Source organism: Bradyrhizobium sp. SZCCHNR1015, assembly GCF_032489875.1.
In the GTDB taxonomy this organism is placed as follows: Bacteria; Pseudomonadota; Alphaproteobacteria; order Rhizobiales; family Xanthobacteraceae; genus Bradyrhizobium.
The window spans coordinates 135809-158868 of the sequence record NZ_JAUEYW010000004.1 but is presented as its reverse complement, the minus strand read 5'-3'; the positions used below and the strand labels follow the sequence as shown (position 1 = coordinate 158868).

The 23060-nt window shown below is 64.1% G+C and carries 19 protein-coding genes and 2 tRNA genes; 19 read left to right on the top strand and 2 right to left on the bottom strand.

Annotated features, from left to right (window positions below):
• Positions 1-919 precede the first annotated feature (919 nt).
• Positions 920-1135: a hypothetical protein gene (locus tag QX128_RS09185; RefSeq protein WP_315801491.1), complete on the top strand. Its 216-nt coding sequence runs from the start codon at positions 920-922 to the stop codon at positions 1133-1135.
• 5 nt (positions 1136-1140) lie between these two features.
• Here the strand turns inward: QX128_RS09185 and QX128_RS09180 are convergent.
• A tRNA-Thr gene (locus QX128_RS09180) sits at positions 1141-1215 on the bottom strand.
• Positions 1216-1567: 352 nt separating this feature from the next.
• Between QX128_RS09180 and QX128_RS09175 the strand changes: the two genes are divergently transcribed.
• From QX128_RS09175 to QX128_RS09125, 11 genes are all read left to right on the top strand, one after another.
• The gene (locus QX128_RS09175) at positions 1568-1750 is read left to right on the top strand and encodes a hypothetical protein (RefSeq protein WP_316218918.1); all 183 of its coding nucleotides are present in this window, start codon (positions 1568-1570) and stop codon (positions 1748-1750) included.
• A 25-nt stretch (positions 1751-1775) separates the two neighbouring features.
• On the top strand, positions 1776-3494 hold the full coding sequence (locus QX128_RS09170; RefSeq protein ID WP_316237301.1) for an FAD-dependent oxidoreductase: 1719 nt from the start codon (positions 1776-1778) through the stop codon (positions 3492-3494).
• A 138-nt stretch (positions 3495-3632) separates the two neighbouring features.
• Complete coding sequence (gene murA, locus QX128_RS09165) at positions 3633-4922, top strand: UDP-N-acetylglucosamine 1-carboxyvinyltransferase (protein ID WP_316182250.1); 1290 nt, start codon at positions 3633-3635, stop codon at positions 4920-4922.
• Between the two features lie 18 nt (positions 4923-4940).
• Entirely contained in the window at positions 4941-5390 is a 450-nt protein-coding gene (locus QX128_RS09160; protein WP_316182252.1) for a DUF2948 family protein, read from the top strand.
• An 86-nt stretch (positions 5391-5476) separates the two neighbouring features.
• Complete coding sequence (hisD, locus tag QX128_RS09155; RefSeq protein WP_316218921.1) at positions 5477-6772, top strand: histidinol dehydrogenase; 1296 nt, start codon at positions 5477-5479, stop codon at positions 6770-6772.
• Positions 6769-7275 (top strand): UPF0262 family protein, encoded by a 507-nt coding sequence (locus QX128_RS09150; RefSeq protein ID WP_006613054.1) that lies wholly within the window; start codon positions 6769-6771, stop codon positions 7273-7275. Before hisD ends, QX128_RS09150 begins: the two co-directional genes overlap by 4 nt.
• A 54-nt stretch (positions 7276-7329) precedes the next feature.
• Positions 7330-7800 carry an arsenate reductase ArsC gene (locus tag QX128_RS09145; RefSeq protein WP_316182256.1) on the top strand — a complete coding sequence of 157 codons (471 nt, stop codon included), beginning with the start codon at positions 7330-7332 and terminating at the stop codon, positions 7798-7800.
• A 170-nt stretch (positions 7801-7970) separates the two neighbouring features.
• The gene (locus QX128_RS09140; protein ID WP_006613056.1) at positions 7971-8600 is read left to right on the top strand and encodes a Maf-like protein; all 630 of its coding nucleotides are present in this window, start codon (positions 7971-7973) and stop codon (positions 8598-8600) included.
• 48 nt (positions 8601-8648) lie between these two features.
• Entirely contained in the window at positions 8649-8846 is a 198-nt protein-coding gene (yacG, locus tag QX128_RS09135; RefSeq protein WP_315801484.1) for a DNA gyrase inhibitor YacG, read from the top strand.
• 174 nt (positions 8847-9020) lie between these two features.
• A tRNA-Phe gene (locus QX128_RS09130) sits at positions 9021-9096 on the top strand.
• Positions 9097-9298: 202 nt separating this feature from the next.
• A complete protein-coding gene (locus tag QX128_RS09125) occupies positions 9299-10588 on the top strand; it encodes a tyrosine-type recombinase/integrase (RefSeq protein ID WP_315801483.1) in 1290 nt (429 codons plus the stop codon).
• On the opposite strand, the gene QX128_RS09120 is transcribed toward QX128_RS09125, so the two are convergent.
• Entirely contained in the window at positions 10585-10803 is a 219-nt protein-coding gene (locus QX128_RS09120) for a hypothetical protein (RefSeq protein ID WP_315783199.1), read from the bottom strand. The genes QX128_RS09125 and QX128_RS09120 overlap by 4 nt on opposite strands.
• A 316-nt stretch (positions 10804-11119) precedes the next feature.
• Here QX128_RS09120 and QX128_RS09115 point away from each other — a divergent pair, with 316 nt between their 5' ends.
• The 7 genes from QX128_RS09115 (at position 11120) to QX128_RS09085 (ending at position 22862) form a co-directional block, all read left to right on the top strand.
• Entirely contained in the window at positions 11120-11473 is a 354-nt protein-coding gene (locus tag QX128_RS09115; protein ID WP_316237300.1) for a hypothetical protein, read from the top strand.
• A 1040-nt stretch (positions 11474-12513) separates the two neighbouring features.
• Complete coding sequence (locus QX128_RS09110; protein WP_316182262.1) at positions 12514-12696, top strand: hypothetical protein; 183 nt, start codon at positions 12514-12516, stop codon at positions 12694-12696.
• A gap of 498 nt (positions 12697-13194) precedes the next feature.
• Positions 13195-16026, top strand: coding sequence for a DEAD/DEAH box helicase (locus QX128_RS09105; RefSeq protein ID WP_316237377.1), 2832 nt, complete (start codon positions 13195-13197; stop codon positions 16024-16026).
• A gap of 87 nt (positions 16027-16113) precedes the next feature.
• Positions 16114-17271 (top strand): hypothetical protein, encoded by a 1158-nt coding sequence (locus QX128_RS09100; protein ID WP_316237299.1) that lies wholly within the window; start codon positions 16114-16116, stop codon positions 17269-17271.
• Between the two features lie 322 nt (positions 17272-17593).
• Positions 17594-19273, top strand: a complete 1680-nt coding sequence (locus QX128_RS09095; RefSeq protein WP_316237298.1) for a recombinase family protein — start codon at positions 17594-17596, stop codon at positions 19271-19273.
• Positions 19274-19668: 395 nt separating this feature from the next.
• A complete protein-coding gene (locus QX128_RS09090; protein WP_315783207.1) occupies positions 19669-20625 on the top strand; it encodes an ArdC family protein in 957 nt (318 codons plus the stop codon).
• A gap of 110 nt (positions 20626-20735) precedes the next feature.
• Complete coding sequence (locus QX128_RS09085) at positions 20736-22862, top strand: ParB/RepB/Spo0J family partition protein (RefSeq protein WP_316237297.1); 2127 nt, start codon at positions 20736-20738, stop codon at positions 22860-22862.
• Positions 22863-23060 lie beyond the last annotated feature (198 nt).

Below are 23060 nucleotides of genomic sequence, written 5' to 3'. Positions count from 1 at the left end.
AACCGCATAACTTTATGTACATTAGAGCTACGCGCCGCACCGTTGTAATTGTCGATCGGCAGGGCGCCGATGAAGCTCATCGCGTCGACGGAGAGCACTGCGCCGCCATTCGTCGTCTTTCCCGACGCTAGCATGAGCCAGTGGACGCTGAGCCTTGCAGCTTCCATACGCATGAAATGTGGACGTGAGGTGAAGGTCTCACAGGCGTTGAATAGCGGGCGGCGGGTTTATCCTCATTCATGATTGATCGCCTCGGCAACTCTGTTGAGGCAATCTCATGACAGGCAAGATCAAACCAATCTCGATCTGTCTCGCGGGCGCCCGACCGCAAGGTACGACCGCCGTGCTTCCACATCAGTTGCGCGAAGCGAAATGCAACGACAGCGGTCGCCACGCTTCCATTAGACGTCCGTGTAGCAGCCAGTCCCCCGGCTTCCGTCGGGTTTGGTGAAGTGCGTGCGTGCATTCACGACACCGATGTCTCCAAGACCCCTGATCTGGATGTCGGGATTACGGTGACGCTGCTGGACTGCACCAAACAAAGCCCCCTCCGCCGCCTGCATCCCAGCTCTGCTAAAACTGCCCGTCGTGCCACTCTGCCGCACTCATTCCCCTTGTGTCGTCGGGCAAATCACTTGCACATTTCTGGCCGTCCCGTGCTCATCGAAGAGGGGCGTTCGCGAGTCGTCACGAGCGTTGGGTGTGGGATGCGGTGGCCGGGTCGGAGTTGCAGCGCGCATTCGCGAGCGGACGAACAACTCCGATACGGACGGTGAAATCGCGTGGTCCTGGCCTCCCGACGCTGAGGTCAAGCTCGCTGATGTGCGTCGCGCGCATCGCGGGTGATGGGGGCAACAAAGCCCGGTCCCCAGGGAGAGCGCGTATAAGCCGTAAGCCCATTGCGCAGGGAGGGCCGGGTGTGTTCGGCCAGACCTGTGGTACCTGCCGCCTGCATTTTCTTTCGCAGGCGGGCCACGGGCGCGGCCAGCGCCCGGCCTTCCCTGCGCCCTCGATTTCCGGAGAGGGCGGTGCTGCAGCAGAGCTCGGACGCAAATTGCGCCGCGAGGCCGATGACGCGCATCCGCGCGTAGCCTGTGGTCCCGAGGCGTCGCCGAAGATCATGTTGGGGGAATGATGCCCTGGTGCTGCCGGACAGGATTGAACTGTCGACCTCTCCCTTACCAAGGGAGTGCTCTACCACTGAGCTACGGCAGCAAAGGGACTGGCGGGGACCGGCCCGAAGGGCGCGACCGAACGCGGGCGGTTCTTGCCACAAGGTCCCCGCCTGCGCAAGCGCGGCTCGCCCGGTTTTCCGGGAAAGACGTCAGCGTGATGCATGGAAATGGAGCGAAAGACCTCCGAATCGGCGCGAAATCGCCCGCTCGCGGCGGATTCTCGCGGTTGGCCGCTCAAGGTGCCCAACTGGCCGTCGCCGCGGCGGCAACTCCCCATCCGGGCAGGCGACGGCCGGCCGGGCGGAACCTACCGTCTGCGTCGCCAACGCCTCTTGGCTTTCGCATCTGCGGCCCCAATTGTGCCTCTGGTATGGGGTGACCGGGGGGAAGGGATGACGGATAAGACCGGGAAGGCGGCGCCGAAGGGCGCGCGCGAGGAGCGGCTGAAGCAGGCGCTGCGCGAGAACCTGAAGCGCCGCAAGGCACAGAGCCGCGCGCGCAGCCAGCCGGTGACGGCCGAGGAGCGCGGCCTGGACGAGGCCGCTGCCGGCGGTCCGGACGATTCGAAGCGTTGAGCAGATGGCAGGCGGGGTGGGCGTGATGGCAGCGGATGACGGGATGACGGCGGATGCGGCGGCACAACGGGCGGAGCTCGCGAAGACGCTGCCGCGCTTCGACCAGACTTTTCCGGAGCTGACGCCGCCGGAGATCGCGCGTCTGCGCGGCTTCGGCGAGATCCAGACCTATCGTGACGGCGAGCTGCTGTTCGAGACCGGCAAGCCCGGCCCCGGCATGTTCGTGATTCTCAAGGGCCATGTCGCGATCACCCAGCGCGACGGTCTCGGTCACGTCACGCCGGTGATCGACCAGGGGCCAGGGCAGTTTCTGGCCGAGATCGCCCAGCTCTCCGGCCGCGTCGCGCTGGTCGACGGCCATGCCGAGGGCGACGTCGAGGTCATCCTGATTCGTCCCGAACGGCTGCGCGCGCTGTTGATCGCCGAGGCCGAGCTCGGTGAGCGCATCATGCGGGCGCTGATCCTGCGCCGGGTGAATCTCATTCAGGGCGGCGCCGGCGGCCCGGTCATGATCGGCCCGCCGCAATCGGCCGCGATCGCGCGGCTGCAAAGCTTCCTCACCCGCAACGGCTTTCCGCACCATCTGCTCGATCCCGCTGTCGATCACGACGCGGCCGACCTGATCGCGCGCTATTCGCCGACGCCGGCCGAGCTGCCGCTGGTGGTGGTGTCCGACGGCAGCGTGCTGCGCAATCCCAGCGAGACCGAGCTGGCGCGTGCCGTGGGGATGATCGGCGGTCCGCGCGGCGAGAAGGTCTACGACGTCGCGGTCGTCGGCTGCGGGCCGGCGGGCCTGGCCACGGCGGTGTATGGCGCCTCCGAAGGTCTTTCCGTCGCGGTGCTGGATTCGCGTGCGTTCGGCGGCCAGGCCGGCGCCAGCGCGCGCATCGAGAACTACTTCGGCTTCCCGACCGGCATCACCGGCCTCGCGCTGACCGCGCGCGCCTTCAACCAGGCACAGAAGTTCGGCGCCGAGATCATGATCCCGGTGTCGGTCAATGCCCTCGACTGCGAGCGCAAGGCCGGCGCCTTCGTGCTGGCGCTCGAGGGCGGCGACGAGGTGCGGGCGCGCTCGGTCGTGGTCGCGAGCGGCGCGCGCTATCGCCGGCCTGATCTTGCCCGGCTCAAGGAGTTCGAAGGCAGGGGCGTGTGGTACTGGGCCTCGCCGATCGAGGCGCGGCTGTGCGCCGGGCAGGAGGTCGCATTGGTCGGCGGCGGCAATTCCGCGGGGCAGGCCGCGGTGTTTCTGTCGGGTCACGTCAAGAAGGTGCGGATGATCATCCGCGGCGGCGGGCTCGCCGCGTCGATGTCGCGCTATCTCATCGAGCGCATCGAGGCGACGCCGAACATCGAGCTGTTGTTCAACACCGAGGTGGTCGCGCTCGATGGCGGGGCAGACACGGGGCTCGAACGCATCACCTTGAAGAGCCGGCTGTCCGGCGAAGAGACGCCGGCCGACATCAGCAATCTCTTTCTGTTCGTCGGCGCCGATCCCGCCACCGGCTGGCTCGACGGCTGCGGCATCACGCTCGATCGCGCCGGCTTCGTCGTCACCGGCGCGCAGTCGGAGCAGAATGCCGGGCGGATGGTGTCGCCGCTCGAGACCTCGGTGCCCGGGGTCTATGCGGTCGGCGACGTCCGCTCCGGCTCGGTCAAGCGCGTCGGCGGCGCCATCGGCGAGGGCGCCCAGGTCGTCGCCGCGCTGCACGGGTTTCTGGCCGATGCGCTGGTCCCGCCGGTCTGATTCGCGCCGGCAGCCCGCACCGCCGGGGGATGACTTTCCCGACGATGCGACCTGCCGTTGCGAACTCATCAAATCGCCGTAATGTCGGTCCTGTTGCGCCCATCTCACCCAATTTCCCGGCCAGCCAGCAGGACCAGCATGGATCGCATTCGCATCGTCGGCGGCAACCCGCTTCACGGCACCATCCCGATTTCGGGCGCGAAGAATGCCGCCCTGCCGCTGATGATCGCGGGTCTTCTGACGCCGGAGACGCTGATCCTGGACAACGTCCCGCGGCTGGCCGACGTCGCGCAACTGCAGCGCATTCTCGGCAATCACGGCGTGGACATCATGTCGGTCGGCAAGCGTCCCGGCGATGGCCAATACCAGGGTCAGACGCTGCAGATCTCCGCGGCCAACATCATCGACACCACCGCTCCTTACGAGCTGGTGTCGCGGATGCGCGCCAGCTTCTGGGTGATCGCGCCGCTGCTCGCGCGCATGCACGAGGCGCGGGTGTCGTTGCCCGGCGGCTGCGCCATCGGCACGCGGCCGGTCGATCTCCTGATCATGGCGCTGGAGCGGCTCGGGGCCAGCATTGACATCGACGCAGGCTATGTCGTCGCCAAGGCGCCGGGCGGCCTGCGCGGCGGGACGATCGATTTTCCCAAGGTCACCGTCGGCGGCACTCATGTCGCGGTCATGGCGGCCGCGCTCGCCAAGGGCACGACCGTCATCACCAACGCCGCCTGCGAGCCGGAGATCACCGATCTCGCCGAGTGTCTCAACAAGATGGGCGCGCGTATCTCTGGCGCCGGCACGCCCCGCATCGAGATCGAGGGCGTGGCGTCGCTGCATGGCGCGCGCCATACCGTGCTGCCCGACCGCATCGAGGCCGGCACCTATGCGATCGCGACCGCCATGACCGGTGGCGACGTCCGCCTTGCCGGCGCGCGGCCGGAGCTGCTGCAATCGGCGCTCGACGTGCTGACCGAGGCGGGCGCCGAGATCTCGAGCGATGCCGAGGGCATCCGCGTCGTCAGAAACGGCCACGGCATCCGCCCGGTGCAGGTGACGACCGCGCCGTTCCCCGGCTTCCCGACCGACCTGCAGGCCCAGCTGATGGCGCTGATGGTCTGCGCGCAGGGCGCCTCGGCGATCACCGAGACCATCTTCGAGAACCGTTTCATGCACGTGCAGGAACTGGCGCGGTTCGGCGCGCGTATCAGTCTCGATGGCGAGACCGCGCGGATCGAGGGCACCTCGAATCTGCGTGGCGCGCCTGTCATGGCGACCGACCTGCGCGCCTCGGTGTCGCTGGTGATTGCCGGCCTTGCTGCGGAAGGCGAAACCATGATCAATCGCGTCTACCATCTCGATCGCGGCTTCGAGCGGCTGGAGGACAAGCTGAAGGCCTGCGGCGCCACGATCGAGCGCATTCGCGAGTGAGGTTGAAGGGATGATGCCGTGACCGACCGGCTCAAACTGATCGCGCTCGACGCCGACGATCTCGCCGTCATCTCGGCCCATGTGCAGGACGCGCGGGTGCAGGCGGCGGACATCATCTGGCGCCAGGCCGAGAAGCGGCTGGTGATCGGCATGAACCGGCTCGACTGGGATCAGGCGCTGCATGGCGAGAGCGAGCCGCGCCGGCTGCTGGCGGCGCTGCGGTTCGACCGAGTGCTGGCGTGCAAGTCGCGCCGCATCGACCTTGCCGCGCCCGAGGCAGCGCTGGAGCTGATCGGCATCGAATTCCACGCCGGCGCCGAGCCGCCGGCCGGCAGCGCGCTGCTGCTGTTCTCCCACGGCGGCGCATTGCGGCTGGATGTCGAATGCCTGGAATGCGAGCTGACCGATCTCGGCGAGGACGACCTCGGCACCAGCGATATCGATGGCGTCCCGCCGCTGACCGGGTAGGCGCCTGTTCAAAGGGTTGACGGCCCCGCGCTGCCGCGCCATTGAGCAGGGGGTCGGGGCAGCCACCCCTTCGGAAAGTGCCAGAGATGCCCATTCGCCTGTCCCGCGCCAGCACCGATTTCGACGCCCAGTTTCGGCAGTTTCTCGCCGCCAAGCGCGAGACCTCCGCCGACGTCGAAGCCGCCGCCCGCGCCATCGTGGACGACGTCGCCAGGCGCGGCGATGCGGCGCTGCTCGAGGCGACGCGCAAGTTCGACCGGCTCGAGCTGACCGCCGCGTCGCTGCGCGTGACGCCCGCCGAGATCGAGGCCGCGGTGAAGGCCTGCGACGCGGCTACCGTCGACGCGCTGAAATTCGCCCGTGACCGCATCGAGGCCTTTCACCTCAAGCAGCTGCCGGCCGACCAGCGCTTCACCGACGCCGCCGGCGTCGAGCTCGGCTGGCGCTGGAGCGCGATCGAATCCGCCGGTCTCTACGTTCCCGGTGGCACCGCGGCCTATCCGTCCTCGGTGCTGATGAACGCCATTCCCGCCAAGGTCGCCGGCGTCGGGCGCCTCGTGATGGTGGTGCCGGCGCCGGACGGCAAGCTCAATCCGCTGGTGCTGGCGGCCGCCCATCTCGGCGGCGTGTCCGAGATCTACCGCGTCGGCGGCGCCCAGGCGGTGGCCGCGCTGGCGCATGGCACCGCGACGATCGCGCCGGTGGCGAAGATCGTCGGTCCGGGCAATGCCTATGTCGCCGCCGCCAAGCGGCTGGTGTTCGGCAAGGTCGGCATCGACATGATCGCCGGCCCCTCCGAGGTGCTGGTGATCGCCGACGACAGCGGCAATGCCGACTGGATCGCCGCCGACCTGCTCGCGCAGGCCGAGCACGACGCCAGCGCGCAGTCGATCCTGATCACCGACAGCCGCCGCCTGGCGGATGACGTCGCCCGCGCCGTCGAGGGCCAGCTCAAGACGCTTCCTCGCGCGGAGATCGCCGGCGCGTCCTGGGCCGATTTCGGCGCCATCATCGAGGTCGACCATCTCGACCAGGCCGTGCCGCTCGCCGACGCCATCGCTGCCGAGCATCTGGAGATCATGACCGCCGACGCGGACGCGTTCGCCGCGAGGGTTCGCAATGCCGGCGCCATCTTCCTCGGCGCGCACACGCCGGAGGCGATCGGCGACTATGTCGGCGGCTCCAATCACGTGCTGCCCACCGCGCGCTCGGCGCGGTTCTCCTCCGGTCTCGGCGTGCTCGACTTCATGAAGCGCACGTCGCTGTTGAAATGCGGCCCCGAGCAGTTGCGCGCGCTGGGACCAGCGGCGATGACTCTGGGCAAGGCCGAGGGTCTCGACGCCCATTCACGCTCCGTGGGAATACGCCTCAATCTGCCATGACCCAGCACCCGCCAGGCGACGACCGGACCAATCGCATCGTGGCGGTGACGCTCGACGAGGAGTCGATCGGCCGCTCCGGTCCGGACATCGAGCATGAGCGGGCGATCGCGATCTACGACCTCGTCGAGGAGAATTTGTTCGCGCCCGAGGGCGCCGACGGCACCGGCCCCTTCACTTTGCATCTCGGCATCACCGCCAACCGGCTGATGTTCGACATCCGCAGGGAGGACGGCACGCCGGTGGTGACGCACCTGTTGTCGCTGTCGCCGTTCCGGCGGATCGTGAAGGACTACTTCATGATCTGCGACAGCTACTACCAAGCGATCCGCACTGCGACGCCCGACAAGATCGAGGCGATCGACATGGGCCGCCGCGGCATCCATGACGAGGGCTCGCGCACCCTGCAGGAGCGGCTCAAGGGCAAGGTGCGGGTCGACTTCGAGACCTCGCGCCGGCTGTTCACCTTGATCACGGTGCTGCACTGGAAGGGCGAGGGCCAGTGATGCCGCCGGCCGCGACGCGCGCCTCCCAGCTTTCGGCCAAGGGCGCGTAGGCGCATGGCCGAGGGGCCGCCGCGCGCGCGCCAGCCGCAGGCGGTGCTGTTCGCCTGCGGCCAGAACAGCGTGCGCTCGCCGATGGCCGAGAGCCTGCTGCGCCAGATGTTTCCGCAGGCGCTGTACGTCCGCTCCGCCGGCGTCAAGAAGGGCGAGCTCGACCCATTCGCGGTGTCGGTGATGGCCGAGCTCGGCCAGGACATCTCGCAGCACAAGCCCACCACCTTCGAGGAGCTCGAGGACTGGGAGGGCCTGAACTTCGACCTCATCATCACCCTCTCGCCCGAGGCGCATCACAAGGCGCTGGAGCTGACCCGCACCATCGCCGCCGACGTCGAATATTGGCCGACGCCGGACCCGACCGGCGCCGACGGCAATCGCGAGCAGAAGCTTTCAGCCTATCGCGAGGTCTGCGACGGCCTGTTCACGCGGATCCGCAAGCGCTTCGGCAAGCCCGGGCCCGCCGGTCTGTAGGTTTTCGGTTCCCGAGCCGGTGTCATCGAACCGAAATACCAACGTCGTCCCCCGCTCAAATTCGCGCCGTAGAGCAGGCCTGTCGCAGCCTTCGGGTTGTGGAATGACAGCCCTTCCGATAGGTTCCGCGCGCCCGCCCCGCCGCTTCCGAATCCCTCAGCGAAATCAGCATGCTCGGCCGTCCCAAAATCGTTCTTGCATCCGGTTCGCCGCGGCGTCTGGCGCTGCTCAACCAGGCCGGCATCGAGCCCGACGCGCTGCGCCCCGCCGACGTCGACGAGACGCCGAAGCGCGGCGAGCTGCCGCGCGCCTGCGCCAACCGGCTGGCCCGCGCCAAGGCCGATGCGGCGCTGAAATCGGTCCAGCTCGACGACGAGCTGCGCGGCGCGTTCATCATCTCCGCCGATACCGTGGTCGCCGTCGGCCGCCGCATCCTGCCCAAGGCCAACCTGGTCGACGAGGCCTCGCAGTGCCTGCGGCTGCTGTCGGGCCGCAACCATCGCGTCTACACCGCGATCACCCTGGTGACGCCGAAGGAGGCGTTCCGCCAGCGCCTGGTCGAGACCCGCGTCCGCTTCAAGCGGCTCAGCGAGGACGATATCCAGGCCTATATCGGCTCCGGCGAATGGCGGGGGAAGGCCGGCGGCTACGCCGTCCAGGGCATCGCCGGCTCGTTCGTGGTGAAGATGGTCGGCTCCTACACCAATGTCGTCGGCCTGCCGCTCTACGAGACCACGACGCTGCTCGCCGGCGAGGGCTTCCCGATCCGCTTCGGCTGGCTGAACACGGTCGGCGTCTGACGCGAACGAGGGGATGCATCGGTCGCCGCGCGCGCCTAGATAGCGGCCATGCCCGACGAATCGACCAGCCCGAAGACCGCCACCCCGGCCAAGCCCGTCCGCCGCTGCCCGATCTGCAACCGGCCGGCCGCCGAAGGCTCGCGCCCGTTCTGCTCGCCCCGCTGCCGCGACGTCGACCTGCATCGCTGGCTGAGCGGCTCCTATGTCATTCCGGCCACTGAGGGCGACGAGGACGACGTCGAATAGCTCAATATTCTCATGCTGTTGCGGCGGCGGTGCCGGGCGGCATCGGCGCGCACTCCGCGTGGCTGCGCAACCGCAAAAGGAATGTGAAAACTTCGCCTCAGGGCGGTAGACAGCGCCGCCCGCTCTGACTATAACCCGCCGGCTCGCCGGGCTTTTCTGCCCTTCACGAGACCTGCCCAGGTAGCTCAGTTGGTAGAGCATGCGACTGAAAATCGCAGTGTCGGTGGTTCGATTCCGCCCCTGGGCACCATCCCATTTCCGGCCTCGTTCTTTTTCGCCCGCGCTGGTTCGCCGGCCTTCGAAAATCGACATAAAATCAGCCTCTTCGTGATATAGTGACGTTCCAGACGGTTCGCGGCCGTTCGGGGGCATCCGGCGTTTTCGGGTACACTGTGGGTACACTGGAAAGGCCGGGTACACTGGCGTGTCGCCCGATCGTGAGGGGCGTGCCCATGGATGAGCTGAGCGACACGAAGATCCGCAATGCTGCTCCGGCGGAGAAGGAATACGCGCTTGCGGACGGCCAGGGCCTCAGCGTGGTGGTCCGGCCCAATGGAACCAAGCTTTGGCTCTACCGCTACCGCTACGCAGGTAGGCGCAAGAACATGTCGTTTGGGACTTTTCCCGGCGTCGGGCTGAAGGCCGCGCGCGACAAGCGCCACGAAGCCGAAAAGCTGCTTGACCAGGGGCAGGACCCAGTCGCTGTGCGAGAGGCGAGGCGCCGCGAAGACGACAAGCTCAAGCACACCTTTCGGGCGGTCGGCGAGGAATGGGCAACCACAAAGCTAGAGAAAGAGAACAAGGCCAAGGCGACGATCAAGCGCGAGCGATGGAATCTCGATCAGCTCAATCGCGAGATTGGCGAGCGGCCGCTCTGTGAGATTGGCCCGCCCGAGCTGCTGACCGCTTTGCGCCGCGTCGAAGCTCGCGGCCGGTTCTACACCGTCGGGCGCCTACGATCGACGGCGTCGCGGGTATTCCAGTTTGGAGTTGGCGCCGCCTATTGTGACAGCGACCCAACCCGCGACTTGAAACACGCTCTGACCAAGGCACCCAAAGGCAACCCGCGCCCCGCTCTGACCGATCCCGAAGACGTCGGCGATCTGATGCGCCGGATCGAGGTCTATGACGCCAAGAGCGGCGGACTCGTCCGCTACGCGCTCAAGCTGATTGCCTTGACCATGGTGCGCCCTGGCGAGCTGCGGCTGGCCGAGTGGGCAGAGTTCGACGAGAAGAATTGCATCTGGGTGATCCCCGCTGAAAAGATGAAGATGCGCGATGATCACGAAGTGCCGCTGTCCCGCCAGGCACTGGCCATTCTGGCCGAGTTGCGTCCTTTGACCGGCCGTGGGCGTTACTTGTTTTCGCACGACGATGATGTGCCGATGTCTGACAACACGATCAACAAGGCATTGCGGATCATGGGCTACGATACCGGCCCCGGTGGCGACCATTGCGCGCACGGCTTCCGCTCCAGCGCCTCAACCTTGCTCAATGAAGAAGGCGCATTCGACGGCGACGTGGTCGAAGCTCAACTCGCCCACGAAACAGATGAGAAGAAGAGGCGGCGCCGCGACGAGGTGGTGCGGCGCCAGCTTGCAAAGGGCGACAAGAACAAAATCCGCGGGATCTACAACCGGGCAGCCTATTGGAGCGAGCGCGTGCGCTTGATGCAGCATTGGGCTGATCGCCTCGACCACTTGCGCAAGAGAGCTACCCAGCCGCTGCGCAAGTCAGCCTAGATCGTTGCGCGCGATTCAACGCGGGGCAGCGAGGCATGATACTCATCGATGCTGTCGAGATCGATGAGTGTCTTGCCTCCCATCTTGTAGGCCCTGATCTGCTCCCTCGCGATCAGCTCATAGGCTTTTGTCTTGCCAAATTTGCCGTAGCGGCACCCGTCTTTGAAATGGACGAGGCGGCGCTGCCTGATATCATCGTTTTCAATCATGCTCATACAGGTGCTTCGATCGCCCGGCTGGCGGTTGGCTAAGGCGACCCTGCAAGCTCGGTTGCTCTGGACTCGCAGGAGGGGGCCTTCGCTCAAGGCAGTTAGGATGCCGCAGCGTGTCGATGGAAGGGCTCCAGAGCCTCAGTGCGTGTTTCGGATACAGTTTCGTAGAACCGAGTTTCAAGCGGACAGGTCGAAAACGGGCTGACTGCCAGATTGCGACGCGTGTTCACCTGTGCCTAGACGGACCAGCAGTTCGACACCTTTCGGACGGAAGGAAAACGCTTTAAAAAATGTCGCTCTCTCACGATCGGCAATCAACATGATCGAAGCTGCGCCGGGGCAGACGGAGGCCAACCGACCGGTACCTGCCAGCCACCGGAAGCTCTCCTTCTCAATCGGCGCAGACGGGCCGCCCGCTGGTTTGGCGATCCAGGAAGATGCCATCTATCACCCCAAGGATCGTTCCATCCTACTCATCCAGAGCCATGACAGCGTGCAGATATTCACCCCGACCGCCTTGCGAGCGCAGCCCAGTCGTGTCCTGGATCGCCAGAACATGACGGCCCGGGCAACGTTCGGCCGTCCGTGCGGCTGCCTGCATCTCAGTGCTGCTGACCGCCTCTTTGCGCAGAAGCGGCGTCAGGCGACTCTTTCCAGCCCGCGTGCCGCCTGACCGGCGCACACGCAACCTCCGCCTCCCAAACGCAACGAGACGCTCAGAAGAAAGGCGCCCCTATTCCACGCGACGCTCGTCAAACCGTCCCAGCCGAACTCAATGCTATCCTGCTCCGCAACAAGACGCCACGGAATCAGACGCTTTTCCCTTCTTCAGCATCGATCTGTGAATACGGTAGCCTTCGCCGGTGAGGTGCACCAACAATGGGCGCTTCACAAAACTGCATTTTGGTGCGCCTCTTGGGATCGCGGCGATTACTCCCGCCCGGGAAAATCGGGATACGGACAGCCCTTGTCGGAGCAGGTGTAGAGGCGCTCCATCGTGAGCACGGCGCCGCACCGCGGGCAGATCTCTCCGATGGTTTGGCGCCTAGGAGGGATATAGTCATCCGGCTTATCGTCGCTGCCGCTTACCCCCTGCTTACCGAAGCGATTTCTAGAGCACTCAATCGTGCACCAAGGTTGCGATATTTCCAGCGTGGTGAGCGCGCCGGGACTCGAACCCAGGATTCCGCGAGAAAAAATCATGTGCTCAGCTGGATAAAGCATGTCCATGTCGAAACAACCGCGAGTCTGTGCAGATAACAAAAGCTACCTTTACGGTATGATTCGCGGTTTGTCAGTAGTGGTGTTGTGCGCGGGAAAGACGGGGCACCTGGCCGTGTAACGGACTTATGGGGTCGATCGCCGGAGGCACTCGCGTTCTGGCTGCCGCTTTCGCTGCACCGCTATCACTGCCCCAAACGCGGGTGCCTTGTTAACCGGTCTCACGACTGCACTCGGCCCCGGGGCCCACCGCTGACGCGATGGCCGCAATGCTGCCCCTCCTGCGGGTGCGTTCTCTGCCTTCGCTCCGCTGCGATCTCATTGTTCACAACGTGCGAGCTGGCCAGTTATCAGTGAGCAAGGGTCGAACTTGCGCTAGCGGGGACATGATCGAGGGAAACTACGCGCCCTTACACTCAGCGCATCATTTTGCCGGTTAGGGATTGTCTCTGAATTTCTTGGGACGTCACGCAGATCTGGTCCGTCGCGGAGATGCGCTTCGTCGTCGGACCTGAAGCTGGGACAAAGGTCTCCTTTTTCGCCGACGCTGTTGAACAGTTCAGTCTCGTCGATCAGGTGTTCGACCACGATGTGGACGATTCGGCTGGCGGCGATTTATTCTGCAACTGCAGTAAATTGCAGATCTTGGGTGCCTTGTTGACCCGAATCCGCTAGGTGTCGTCAGATGGCTGGGCTCTTTTCCCGGCGCCCTCAGTGATACGCGAGCCGAAATCTTTGCCCTCAGTCCTTCGTATTTCCCGCAGCTCTGTGCAGCGGAAGACGACTGCACCAAAATCCACCACCGCACCAAAGAAGCCGTCTCCACGCAAGAAGATCTTGGGTGCGCCTAAAAAGGCAGCGGCTGCGAGGCTTGCCGTATCCTCCGCATCGCCACTGGGACTTTTGGCACTGCACCTCGTAGAACGGTGGCAAGGGGCTGGTCGAAGCGGCCTCGTATATCTCGCCGAGAACGAGCGCAGAGCCGAGCGGTTAGCGTCCATCATTCTGGTTCTCGAGCCGGCGTGTGATGTGCTCGTTTATCCACGACTGAACACCTTGCCATTCGATCTGCTCGAGCCGTCGCGTGACATCGCCGGCAGACGAAGTTCCGTGTTGAGGCGTCTTGCGCGCGCAAAGAGGCCGATCCTGCTGATCACGACCGTGGAGGCGCTGATGGAGCGCCTTGCGCTGCCGGCGGACTGGTCGGGGATCGGCATGCTGCTGCGGGTCGGCGACGCCTATTCTGAGCGGCAGTTCGAATCGCGCTTTGGTGCGCTCGGATATGACCTGGATGACAGCCCGGACTATCCCGGCGGGGTACTGTTTCACGGAAACACGTTCGAGATCTTTCCTGCCGGCGCGCGCGGCCCGTTCAGGGTCGAGCATTCCGGGGGCAGGATATGGCGGATTGCCGCCTTCAATCCGTTGAATCAGGAGGTGATCTCCGAGCTCAAGCAGCTTCAGATCGATCCGATGTCCGAGCGGCTTGCGTTCAAGGAACGAGCCCGGAACAAAGCCACTCTGTTCGATTACTGCGCGCGAGCCAAGTGGATTGCCGATGCGGAGGTCCCCAAGCACGCGGACACGTGGCTGAGCACGATCGAGGACGCGGCTTCCCGCGCTGAGCGTGATCGTGCGTATGTGAGCCGTCGCGAATGGGACCAAGCGGCGAAGAGGATCGCTCTGCTGTCGACGACAGCGCCATACCGAGCAACGCCGGAGTTCTTCAAGGAAGCCGCGCCCCGAAAGACGCTGCGCGCTTTTGTCGACGAAGCCCAGCGTCGCGACGCGCGTCTCGTGTTTGCTGCTGCGGTCGAGGCGGATCTGCGGCTGATGGCGGCGATGAGCGGGGTCAAAGCCGAATGCGCCGCTGATTGGGCGCAGGCAACCGCCAGGGGCCGGAGAGAAACGGCGTTGCTGGCCGGCTTCGACGCCGGCTTCATCATTCCCGGGCGGAAACCAATTGTCGTCATCACCGCGTCCGATGTTTTCGGCAGCAGGGCGCATCAGCCGCAGCCCACGAATTGGGCCTGGACACCTGGCTTCGAAGCCGTGGACCTGCCCGAGCTTGGATCGGTGGTCGTTCATCTGCAACGTGGACTGGCCCGGCTTGGCGGATTGCGGTCGATGGGCAGTGCCGGAGTCTCTGCTCGTGAGATGGCTCGGCTGGTGTTTGCCGAGAATGATGCCGTTCTGGTGCCTCTTGCGGAGTTGGCCTTGATCTGGCCCTACGCGGCTGAGCTCGGCGACACCTCTCTCGACAAGGCCGATGGCAGCTCATGGCGGCCGCGGCGCGCCGCGGCCGAGACCGAGATCCATGTCGTCGCCAAGGAGGTCGCAAAGCAGATGAACCAGCGCCGGCGGCGGCCGGCGCCGAAGCTCGTGCCGCGGCCGGCCACCTATGAGAAGTTCGCCGCGCGGTTTCCGTATTTCACCACCCCGGATCAGGCCCAGGCCATCCGCGACGTTCTCGATGATCTCGCGTCGGGGCACCCGATGGACCGCATCGTCTGCGGCGATGTCGGCTTCGGCAAGACCGAGGTCGCGTTGCGCGCCGCTGCGGCCGCCGTCCTGGCGGGAAAGCAGGTTGCGATCGTCGTTCCGACCACGGTGTTGGCGCGACAGCATGTAGAGACGTTCCGCAAGCGCTTTGCGACGCTCGGCATCGAGGTCGGAAACCTGTCGCGGATTGCGTCGACGGCCGAGGCGCGCAAGGTGCGCGAAGGATTGAGGAGCGGTGAGCTCAAAGTTGTCGTCGGGACACTGTCGCTGGCTGCCAAGGAGATCAAGTTTGCCGATCTTGGCCTGATCATCATCGACGAAGAGCAGCATTTCGGTGCGGCTGACAAGGCCATGCTGTCCGGTCTCAACAAGAACGGTCATAGGCTCTGGATGAGCGCGACGCCCATCCCACGCACGCTCGCTGCAAGCTTGACCGGCCTGCGGGATCTCAGCGTGATTGCGACGCCCCCGGTTCATCGTGTTCCGGTCGTGACCAAGGTGGCGCCGCTTTCCGACATCGCGATCGCCGCCGCCCTGGTGCGCGAGCAGCGGCGCAATGGCCAGAGTTTCGTGATCTGCCCGAGGATTCGGGATCTGGATCCGATGCTGGCCCGGATCCACGCGCTGGCGCCCGAACTTCGGATCATTGCGATTCACGGCAGGTTGCCTGCAGATGAGATCGACGAAAGGCTGATGAAATTCGTCGAAGGCAATGCGGACGTTCTGCTCGCGACCAACATCGTCGAGAGCGGTCTCGATATCCCGCGGGCCAATACCATCGTCGTATGCTGGCCTGAAAAATTTGGCCTGGCGCAGCTGCATCAGCTCCGCGGTCGGGTGGGGCGGGGCGGCATTCGCGCGTTCGCGCATTTCCTGACGGAGGGCGGTTCCGACCGGTCGGAGAAGCGGCTGTCCGTTCTCGAGGAGCTGAACCGCCCGGGCGCTGGCTTTGCGATCAGCGCGCGTGATCTCGACCTGCGCGGCGGCGGCGACATGCTGTCGGATCGGCAGTCCGGCCACGTGCAGGTCTTCGGCCCGACTCTGTATGGCCATCTGCTGACCCTGGCGCTCGAGGGCGACCGCGAAGGGATGTCCGCTCTTTGGGTTCCGGAGCTGAACCTCCCCATCGCCGAGCTGCTTCCGTCGGATTATGTGCAGTCGGAGGCGCTCAGGCTCGAGATCTACGCGCGCGCCGCGCGGTGCCGGACGGATGACGAGCTCGAAGAACTCGAGGACGAAACGCAACGCCGCTTCGGCACTCTGCCACCGGCGGCCTGCGACTTTTTCGCTGTGGCCAGGCTCAGGGTGAATTGCAGGGAGCGCGGGATCATGCGTCTCGATGTCGGGCCCGAGGCGATTGCGGCCATGCTGCTTCCGGGGCGGATTCGAAAATCGTGCTCACGCCTGCTGCAGCGTGACGGCAATCGGCTTATCTATGCCGAGCGCAGCGGCGAGCCTCCCCTGCGAAGGATCGAACGGTTTCTGGACCTCCTGGACGAATAGCGGATGACACGCGAGTCCAGTTGTGGCGCTACGTGATAGACTGGGCGCCCTGCGGATCCCGAGAAGAAACGTATTTGAGGGGAAAACATGACTGGGTTTTCTGGGGTCTTCTTGCTGAAGGGGGAGGACGCTCTGGTCGCGATGGAACCAGGCCAGTTTGCGACCGAAGACGACTTCCAGCGCTTGCTGGCTCGATTTCCGGAGTTGCTTGTTGGCGATCAGATCGATCCGCAGAGCCCAAGGCGATGGCTCCTCGTAAAGCGCGAGCAGCCGATCTCGACGGGGGAGGCGAGTGCGTCTCTATGGTCGATCGACCACGTGTTTATCGACCAGGATGGCATCCTGACCTTGGTGGAGATTAAGCGGCAGAGCGATAGCCGTCTCCGGCGGGAGTTCATTGGTCAAATGCTGGACTACGCCGCCAACTGTGCGTCTTACTGGTCAGTAGAGGGGCTGCAATCCTCTCTGGACAAAACCTGTCTGGAGCAAGGCCTTACGTCGGAGGCTGCGCTTCGAGAGCTGCTCGGCACCGAGACCAGTATCAACGAATTCTGGGAACGGGTCGGCACAAATCTTCAAGCTGAAAAGATTCGGCTCATTTTCCTCGCTGACGTGATACCCGTCGAATTACGCCGTGTCGTGGAATTCCTCAACAGACAGATGAATCCTGTGGAAGTTCTGGCGGTCGAGCTGCGTCAGTTCGTCAACAAGGATCTAAAGACGATCGTACCAACAATCTACGGTCAGACTCAGGCCATGACCCGAAAACGTCTAGGGGGCGTGACGAGGTGGAATGAACAAAGCCTGTTCGAGAAGTTGTCCCGGACCGTCGGGTCCGATGAGCTGAATGTTGCGAGGGAAGTCTTTGCATGGATGGCCAAGGGAGGAAAACGTCCCCTCGTCTTTGGGACGGGAAAGGAGAATGGCTCGGTCTATCCGGTATTCAAACCAGGCGGGGTGCTGATCAATCCAACATATCTGTCGTCGGACGGAAAGCTATGGCTCCAATTTGGGGCCCTTGAGAACAAGCCGATATTCGGATCGATGGATGCTCGACGCAAGCTGCTGGAGCGGTTCAACGCAATCAAGGGGGCGGACCTTCGCGAAGCTGATCTGTCGAAATACCCGTCAATTTCATTGAGGACGATCGCACAGGACCCTGCGGGCAGAGCCAGCTTGATAGCGGCCTTGAAATGGATGGAGGAACAAATCTACCCATCCAACGAGCTTGCCGAGCTGGGATGACAAGCCTCGCGCTTGGGCGCCGGCAAAGCCGACCTCGTGCTCGAGACGGCATGTCGAGGATGCATTCCGCCAACATGCGGAAGCGGCCTCCGTCGGTCCAGCTTATCATCAACCCAGCGATCCAGGTCTCGGTCTGATTGACCGAGACGAGCGATATCAGGGAGCAACTGCTGAGGAAGGACCGTGCACTCTTCGAGGTCACGGGACATGGCGACAACCGGCGGCCATACCGAGGGGCGCATTCTCACGACGGGCACGCAGACTTGTCAGCGGCCCGGAATTGGCGTCTGCTTGCTTGGACAACCCGTCGGAGGCGTGATCAGTGTCAAACGCACTCGTCGTCCGTGAGACCCATCTCCCCCGATCCCTCGATGGGCGCGCAGCGCAATATGTCCGCATGTCCACGGACTATCAGCGGTACTCAATCCAAAATCAGGCTGCAGCGATCGCGGCTTACGCGCATGCCCATGGACTTGCGATCGTCAAGACCTATGCTGACCATGGTGAGAGCGGTCTCAAGATCAAGAACAGACCGGGACTTGCCAAGCTGATCGAGGATGTCAGCAATGGACGCGCCGAGTTCAACCACATCCTCGTCTACGACATTAGCCGGTGGGGGCGGTTCCAGGACGCCGACGAAGCTGCACACTACGAGTTTATCTGCAAGCAAGCCGGGATCAGTGTCAACTATTGCGCCGAGCAGTTCGACAACGATGGCAGCATGCTCTCTAACATCGTCAAGAACCTCAAAAGGGTCATGGCCGCCGAATACAGCCGTGAACTGTCGGTCAAGGTGCATACGGGTATTTGCCGCTTTGTTCGACTTGGATTCTTGCCCGGCGGGCCCATTGGCTACGGCCTCGAACGCGTTCTGGTCGACGAGCGCCTTCAGCCGAAGAGGATCATGGGAAAGGGAGAACGGAAATATCTTCAGACCGATCATATTCGTCTGCGGCCTGGCGATGCACACGAGGTCGCCATTGTGAGGCGGATCTTCGCTCGCTTCCTTCAGGTGAAGTCCGAGAAGGCCATCGCAAAGGAATTCAATCGCAACCGGGTATGGTGCCGAGGGAAGCCCTGGAGAGCCCCCACGATCAGCCGCATGCTGCGAAACGAAAGTTACGTCGGCAATCTGGTCTATAACCGGCAGTCAAGCAAGCTGGGCGGTGAGCGTATCAACAATCCCCCGAACCTATGGGTCCGTGCTGAACATTGCTTTGAACCTATCGTTTCGAATGACGTCTTTCTTGCTGTTCAGAAAATCATGAAAGGGAGGCGCGTCGACATCAGTGAAGAGGAGATGCTGCTCCGTCTGAAGAAGACATTGAAGAAGGAGGGGCGTCTCACCCCGACGATCATCAACGCAACGGCCGAGCTACCGTCCGCCCGAACCTTTGTTGATCATTTTGGGACTTTGCGAAACGCCTACAGGCTGATTGGATATCAGTCGCAGCGACGCTGTGAGTACATGGACATCCGTCAGGAGTGGGTTGAGCCACTCTCAGCTCTCGCCATACGCATTTGCCAAAGGATGGAAAAAGAAGGATGCGGCGCAAACCTTCACAGCGTGAAAAGCCGTTGGATCAACGTCGGTGTTCCTGAGCAGCATCTGATTGTTGACAAGAAGTGGCAGATCTATTTTCGGGTGGCTTACTGGACGGCTGGAGCGCGGCCGGGATTTTCTCCCTTTTGGACGGTCTCGTGTCGACGTCTACCGGTCGGGTGGATCGTAGCAATCCGGCTAGATGAACATAATAGGGCCATTCTCGACTACGTCCTGATGCCAACGGTTCCAAACGACAGCAACATGATCAGATTCCGTGAACATGGGCGTGCCGATCATGGCATCGCCTACTTCAAGACGGAAAGTGAACTTACCCGGGCGCTGGTCCGCCTGCTTACCAAGGACAGGCGTGTCGTGCGAACAATGCAGCGACAGCGGTCCCGATCAGTGAAAACATCCCGATCCGCCGGAAAGGGCGCTGGCGCACGGCTTCGATAGAGCGCAAGTAGAGATACGCTCCAAGGAACGGTCCGTAGTTGCGTCGGAAATCGCCGTTCATTTTGGAGATTTGAACAAGGTCGGATGCCGGATCTGATTGTTCGGCCATCACTGTCTCCCGAGTTGAGCCAGCACCTTATTAACCACTGATTTGCCCGACGGCGCAAGGCAAAATTCCGTTTAAGCGAAATTTGGTTCGACGGTTACGGCTGCCCAGGTGAGGCGATCTCCTCCGAACCCGCGCGGGCCGCCTCCTCCGGAGCAAAGCGAATGCGGACTGACCGGTAGACGGTTGGTGCGCTCATGGCCTCCTAGAGGAAGAGTGCAGGCCGAGTTGGCCGTGACGGGTTGGAAGCGGCGAGAGAGTTTTGCCGCGCCCGTCGCGGAGATCCGCGATGCAGGAACGGAGAGTTGGAGCGAGTGCCGGTGAGGGCCGGACGAGCCTCTATGAGGAGATTACGAGCAAGATCATCAGCGAGCTGGAGGCGGGCCGCGTGCCTTGGGTCCAGCCATGGGGGACGGAGGCGACGAAGGCTCAGTTGGCGTTGCCCAGGAATGCGAACACGGGGCGGCCGTACTCGGGAATCAACGTGCTGATCCTCTGGGGGGCCGTGATCGAGCGCGGGTTTACCGGCCAGAGCTGGCTGACGTTTCGGCAGGCGCTGTCGGTGGGGGGCCATGTGCGTAAGGGTGAGCGTGGTGTTACGGTCGTCTATGCCGATCGCTTTGTGCCGTCGGATGAGCGGCAGCGTGCCCGCGAGACCGGTGAAGACGTGCAGGCCATTCCGTTTCTGAAGCGGTTTACGGTCTTCAACACCGATCAATGCGATGGTCTACCAGAGGATATCGCGGCAGCGGCGCCGCTTTCACCGCGAGGAACCATCGAGCCTGTGGTCGAGTCCCTCATCACGACCACTGGCGTCGACTTCCGGATCGGGGGTGATCGTGCGTTTTATGCACCTACGGAAGATTTCGTGCAGGTGCCGCCACCGGCTGCGTTCTTCGAACCGATCAACTGGCACCGCACGGCTTTGCATGAGCTCGCCCATGCGAGTGGCCACCCGGCGCGACTGAACCGCGATCTCTCGGGCCGGTTCGGCAGCGGCAAATACGCCTTCGAAGAACTGATCGCGGAAATCGCAGCCGCCTTCAGCTGCGCTGCGCTCGGCATCGTGCCGACCGTGCGGCACGCCGATTATATCGGCGCCTGGCTCGATGTCCTGCGCGAGGACAATCGCGCCATCGTCCGGGCGGCAAGCCAGGCGAGTCGCGTGGCCGACTATCTCCTCGGCTTTGCGCCGGAGGGGGCTGGCCTCGCTCGGCCGGCCGCACCGGATTGCGTCGCAGCTTGAGCGCGATCGCTTGGACGAACGGAAGAGAGGAAGAGGGCGAGAGGTGCTCTGCGACGGGTTGCAGGCCTGAGAGAGAGGCTCCGGGCCGCCCGTCGCGGAGATATAGGAATATGACCAAGGCTGCTCAGAAGATCACGCTGTCGCCCTCTCGGGACATTCCCTTCAACAAGCTCGTGCTCAGCCAATCCAACGTCCGTCGGATCAAGGGCGGCGTGTCGATCGAGCAGCTCGCAGAGAGCATCGCCGAGCGGACGCTGTTGCAGAGCCTGAACGTTCGCGCCGTCCTCGATGAGGAGGGCAAAGAAACGGGCATGTACGAGGTGCCGGCCGGAGGCAGGCGCTTTCGGGCGCTCGAGCTACTGGTGAAGCAGAGGCGGATGGCGAAAACGCAGGCTGTGCCTTGCGTGGTGCGCGATGCCGGCTCGGCGCTAGACGACTCGCTCGCTGAAAATGACCAGCGTGTTGGTCTGCATCCCCTGGATCAGTTCCGCGCGTTCCAGTCCCTGCGCGACAGCGGCCTCGGCGAGGAGGAGATCGCGGCGCGGCATTTCGTGACGGTCGCGGTCGTCAAGCAGCGGCTGCGGCTGGCCGCGGTCTCGCCCACGCTGCTCGACGTGTATGCGGCCGATGGCATGACCCTCGAGCAGTTGATGGCGTTTTCGGTGACGACGGATCATGCGCGCCAGCAGGAGGTCTGGGACAAGGTCAGCCGCTCCGGTGGCGATACGCCCTACCAGATCCGCCGGCAGCTCACCGAACAGACGGTGAGGGCGTTCGACCGCAGGGTTCAATTCATTGGGCTCGATGCTTACCAGGCCGCGGGCGGGGTCGTGCTGCGGGATCTGTTCGAGGCCGACGATGGCGGCTGGCTGCAGGATGTCGCACTGCTCGACCGGCTGGTGGCGGAAAAGCTCAAGACGGAAGCGGAACAGATTGGCGCCGAGGGCTGGAAGTGGATCGAGGCCGCGGTGGACTTTCCGTTCGGCCACACCCACGGCTTGCGCGAGCTCCGCGGAGAGCCGGCAGAGCTCACCGCTGACGAGCAGGCGGCTGTGGAAGCGCTGCAGGCGGAGCAGGCCAGACTGGAGGCCGAACACGGACAAGCTGACGAACTGCCCGAGGACGTCGATCGGCGTCTCGGTGAGATCGAGGCGGCGCTACAGTCCTTCGACGAGCGGCCCATGGTCTTCGACGCGGCTGAGATGGCGCGCGCCGGCGCGTTCGTCAGCATCGACTCCCAGGGCCAGTTGCGCGTCGGCCGCGGCTTCGTCCGTCCAGAGGATGAGGTCCCGGCGACCGGCGAGGGACCGGCCAGCGAAGCCGGTGTCGACGGTGATCATGGCGCGGGCAATCCAGATCTGGAGGCTAAGGCGGCGGCGCCGACAATCGTCGTCGGTCGCGGCGAGCACGAGGGCGCGGACGACGACACTGATGATGTCGAGCGGCCGCTACCCGACCGCCTCGTGGGCGAACTCTCCGCCTATCGCACGCTCGCACTTCGTGAAGCGATCGGCCGAGAACCGTCCATCGCCTTCCAGGCGGTGCTGCACGGCTTCGTGCTCGCGACGTTCTATCCGTTTGGCTCAGCGCTCAACTGCCTGGAGATATCGCTGTGCACCCCGTGCTTCCCAGCGCAGCCGCCGGGCCTGGAGGACAGTGCGCCGGCAAAGGCGATCGCCGCCCGTCACGCGGCGTGGAAGGCGAGACTGCCAAACAGCGACAAGGAACTCTGGGCGGCTCTGACGGCAATGGACGGGACTGCCCAGGCCGAGCTGTTCGCACATTGCGCCGCGCAGGCAGTGAACGCGATTATCGAGCCGGCCAACCGAGTGCATCAAGGCCGCCTGTCAGCCCATGGCGTTCGTGGACGCCTCGATCAGGCCGATCGTCTGTCGCGTGCCGTCGGCCTGGATATGATCCGCGCCGGCTGGAAGCCCTCGGTCGACAACTATCTCGGTCGTGTCACCAAGCACCGCATCCTGCAAGCGGTTCGCGAAGCGAAGGGCGAGGCTTCGGTGCAGCTGATCGAGCATCTCAAGAAGCCGGACATGGCGCGCGAAGCCGAGCGACTGCTCGAGGGCAGCCGTTGGTTGCCGGAGCCATTGCGCGGCTCGGAGGTCGAGATGACGCAGACGGTCGAGGGGGGCGATGCCGATAGCCTCCCCGCCTTCCTCAGCGAAGATGACGAGGCGACAGAAGGCGCTGACGAGGTCGAGGAGATCGTCGCTACTGAATAATCAGCCTTGCCGATACGGCTGAGCGCCAACCTGAAAAAACCCAAAATGAAGCCCGGCCAGATCGGCCGGGCTTTTGCATTGAGGGTGCCGTCTGGTCGACCGGGTCGAGAGGGAGAGAGGCGGAGCAGCGCGGGTGAGGCCGCCGGATCAGAGAGAGCGTTCGGCGGAACTCCTGCGCATTCCGCTCTCCTTGAAGGT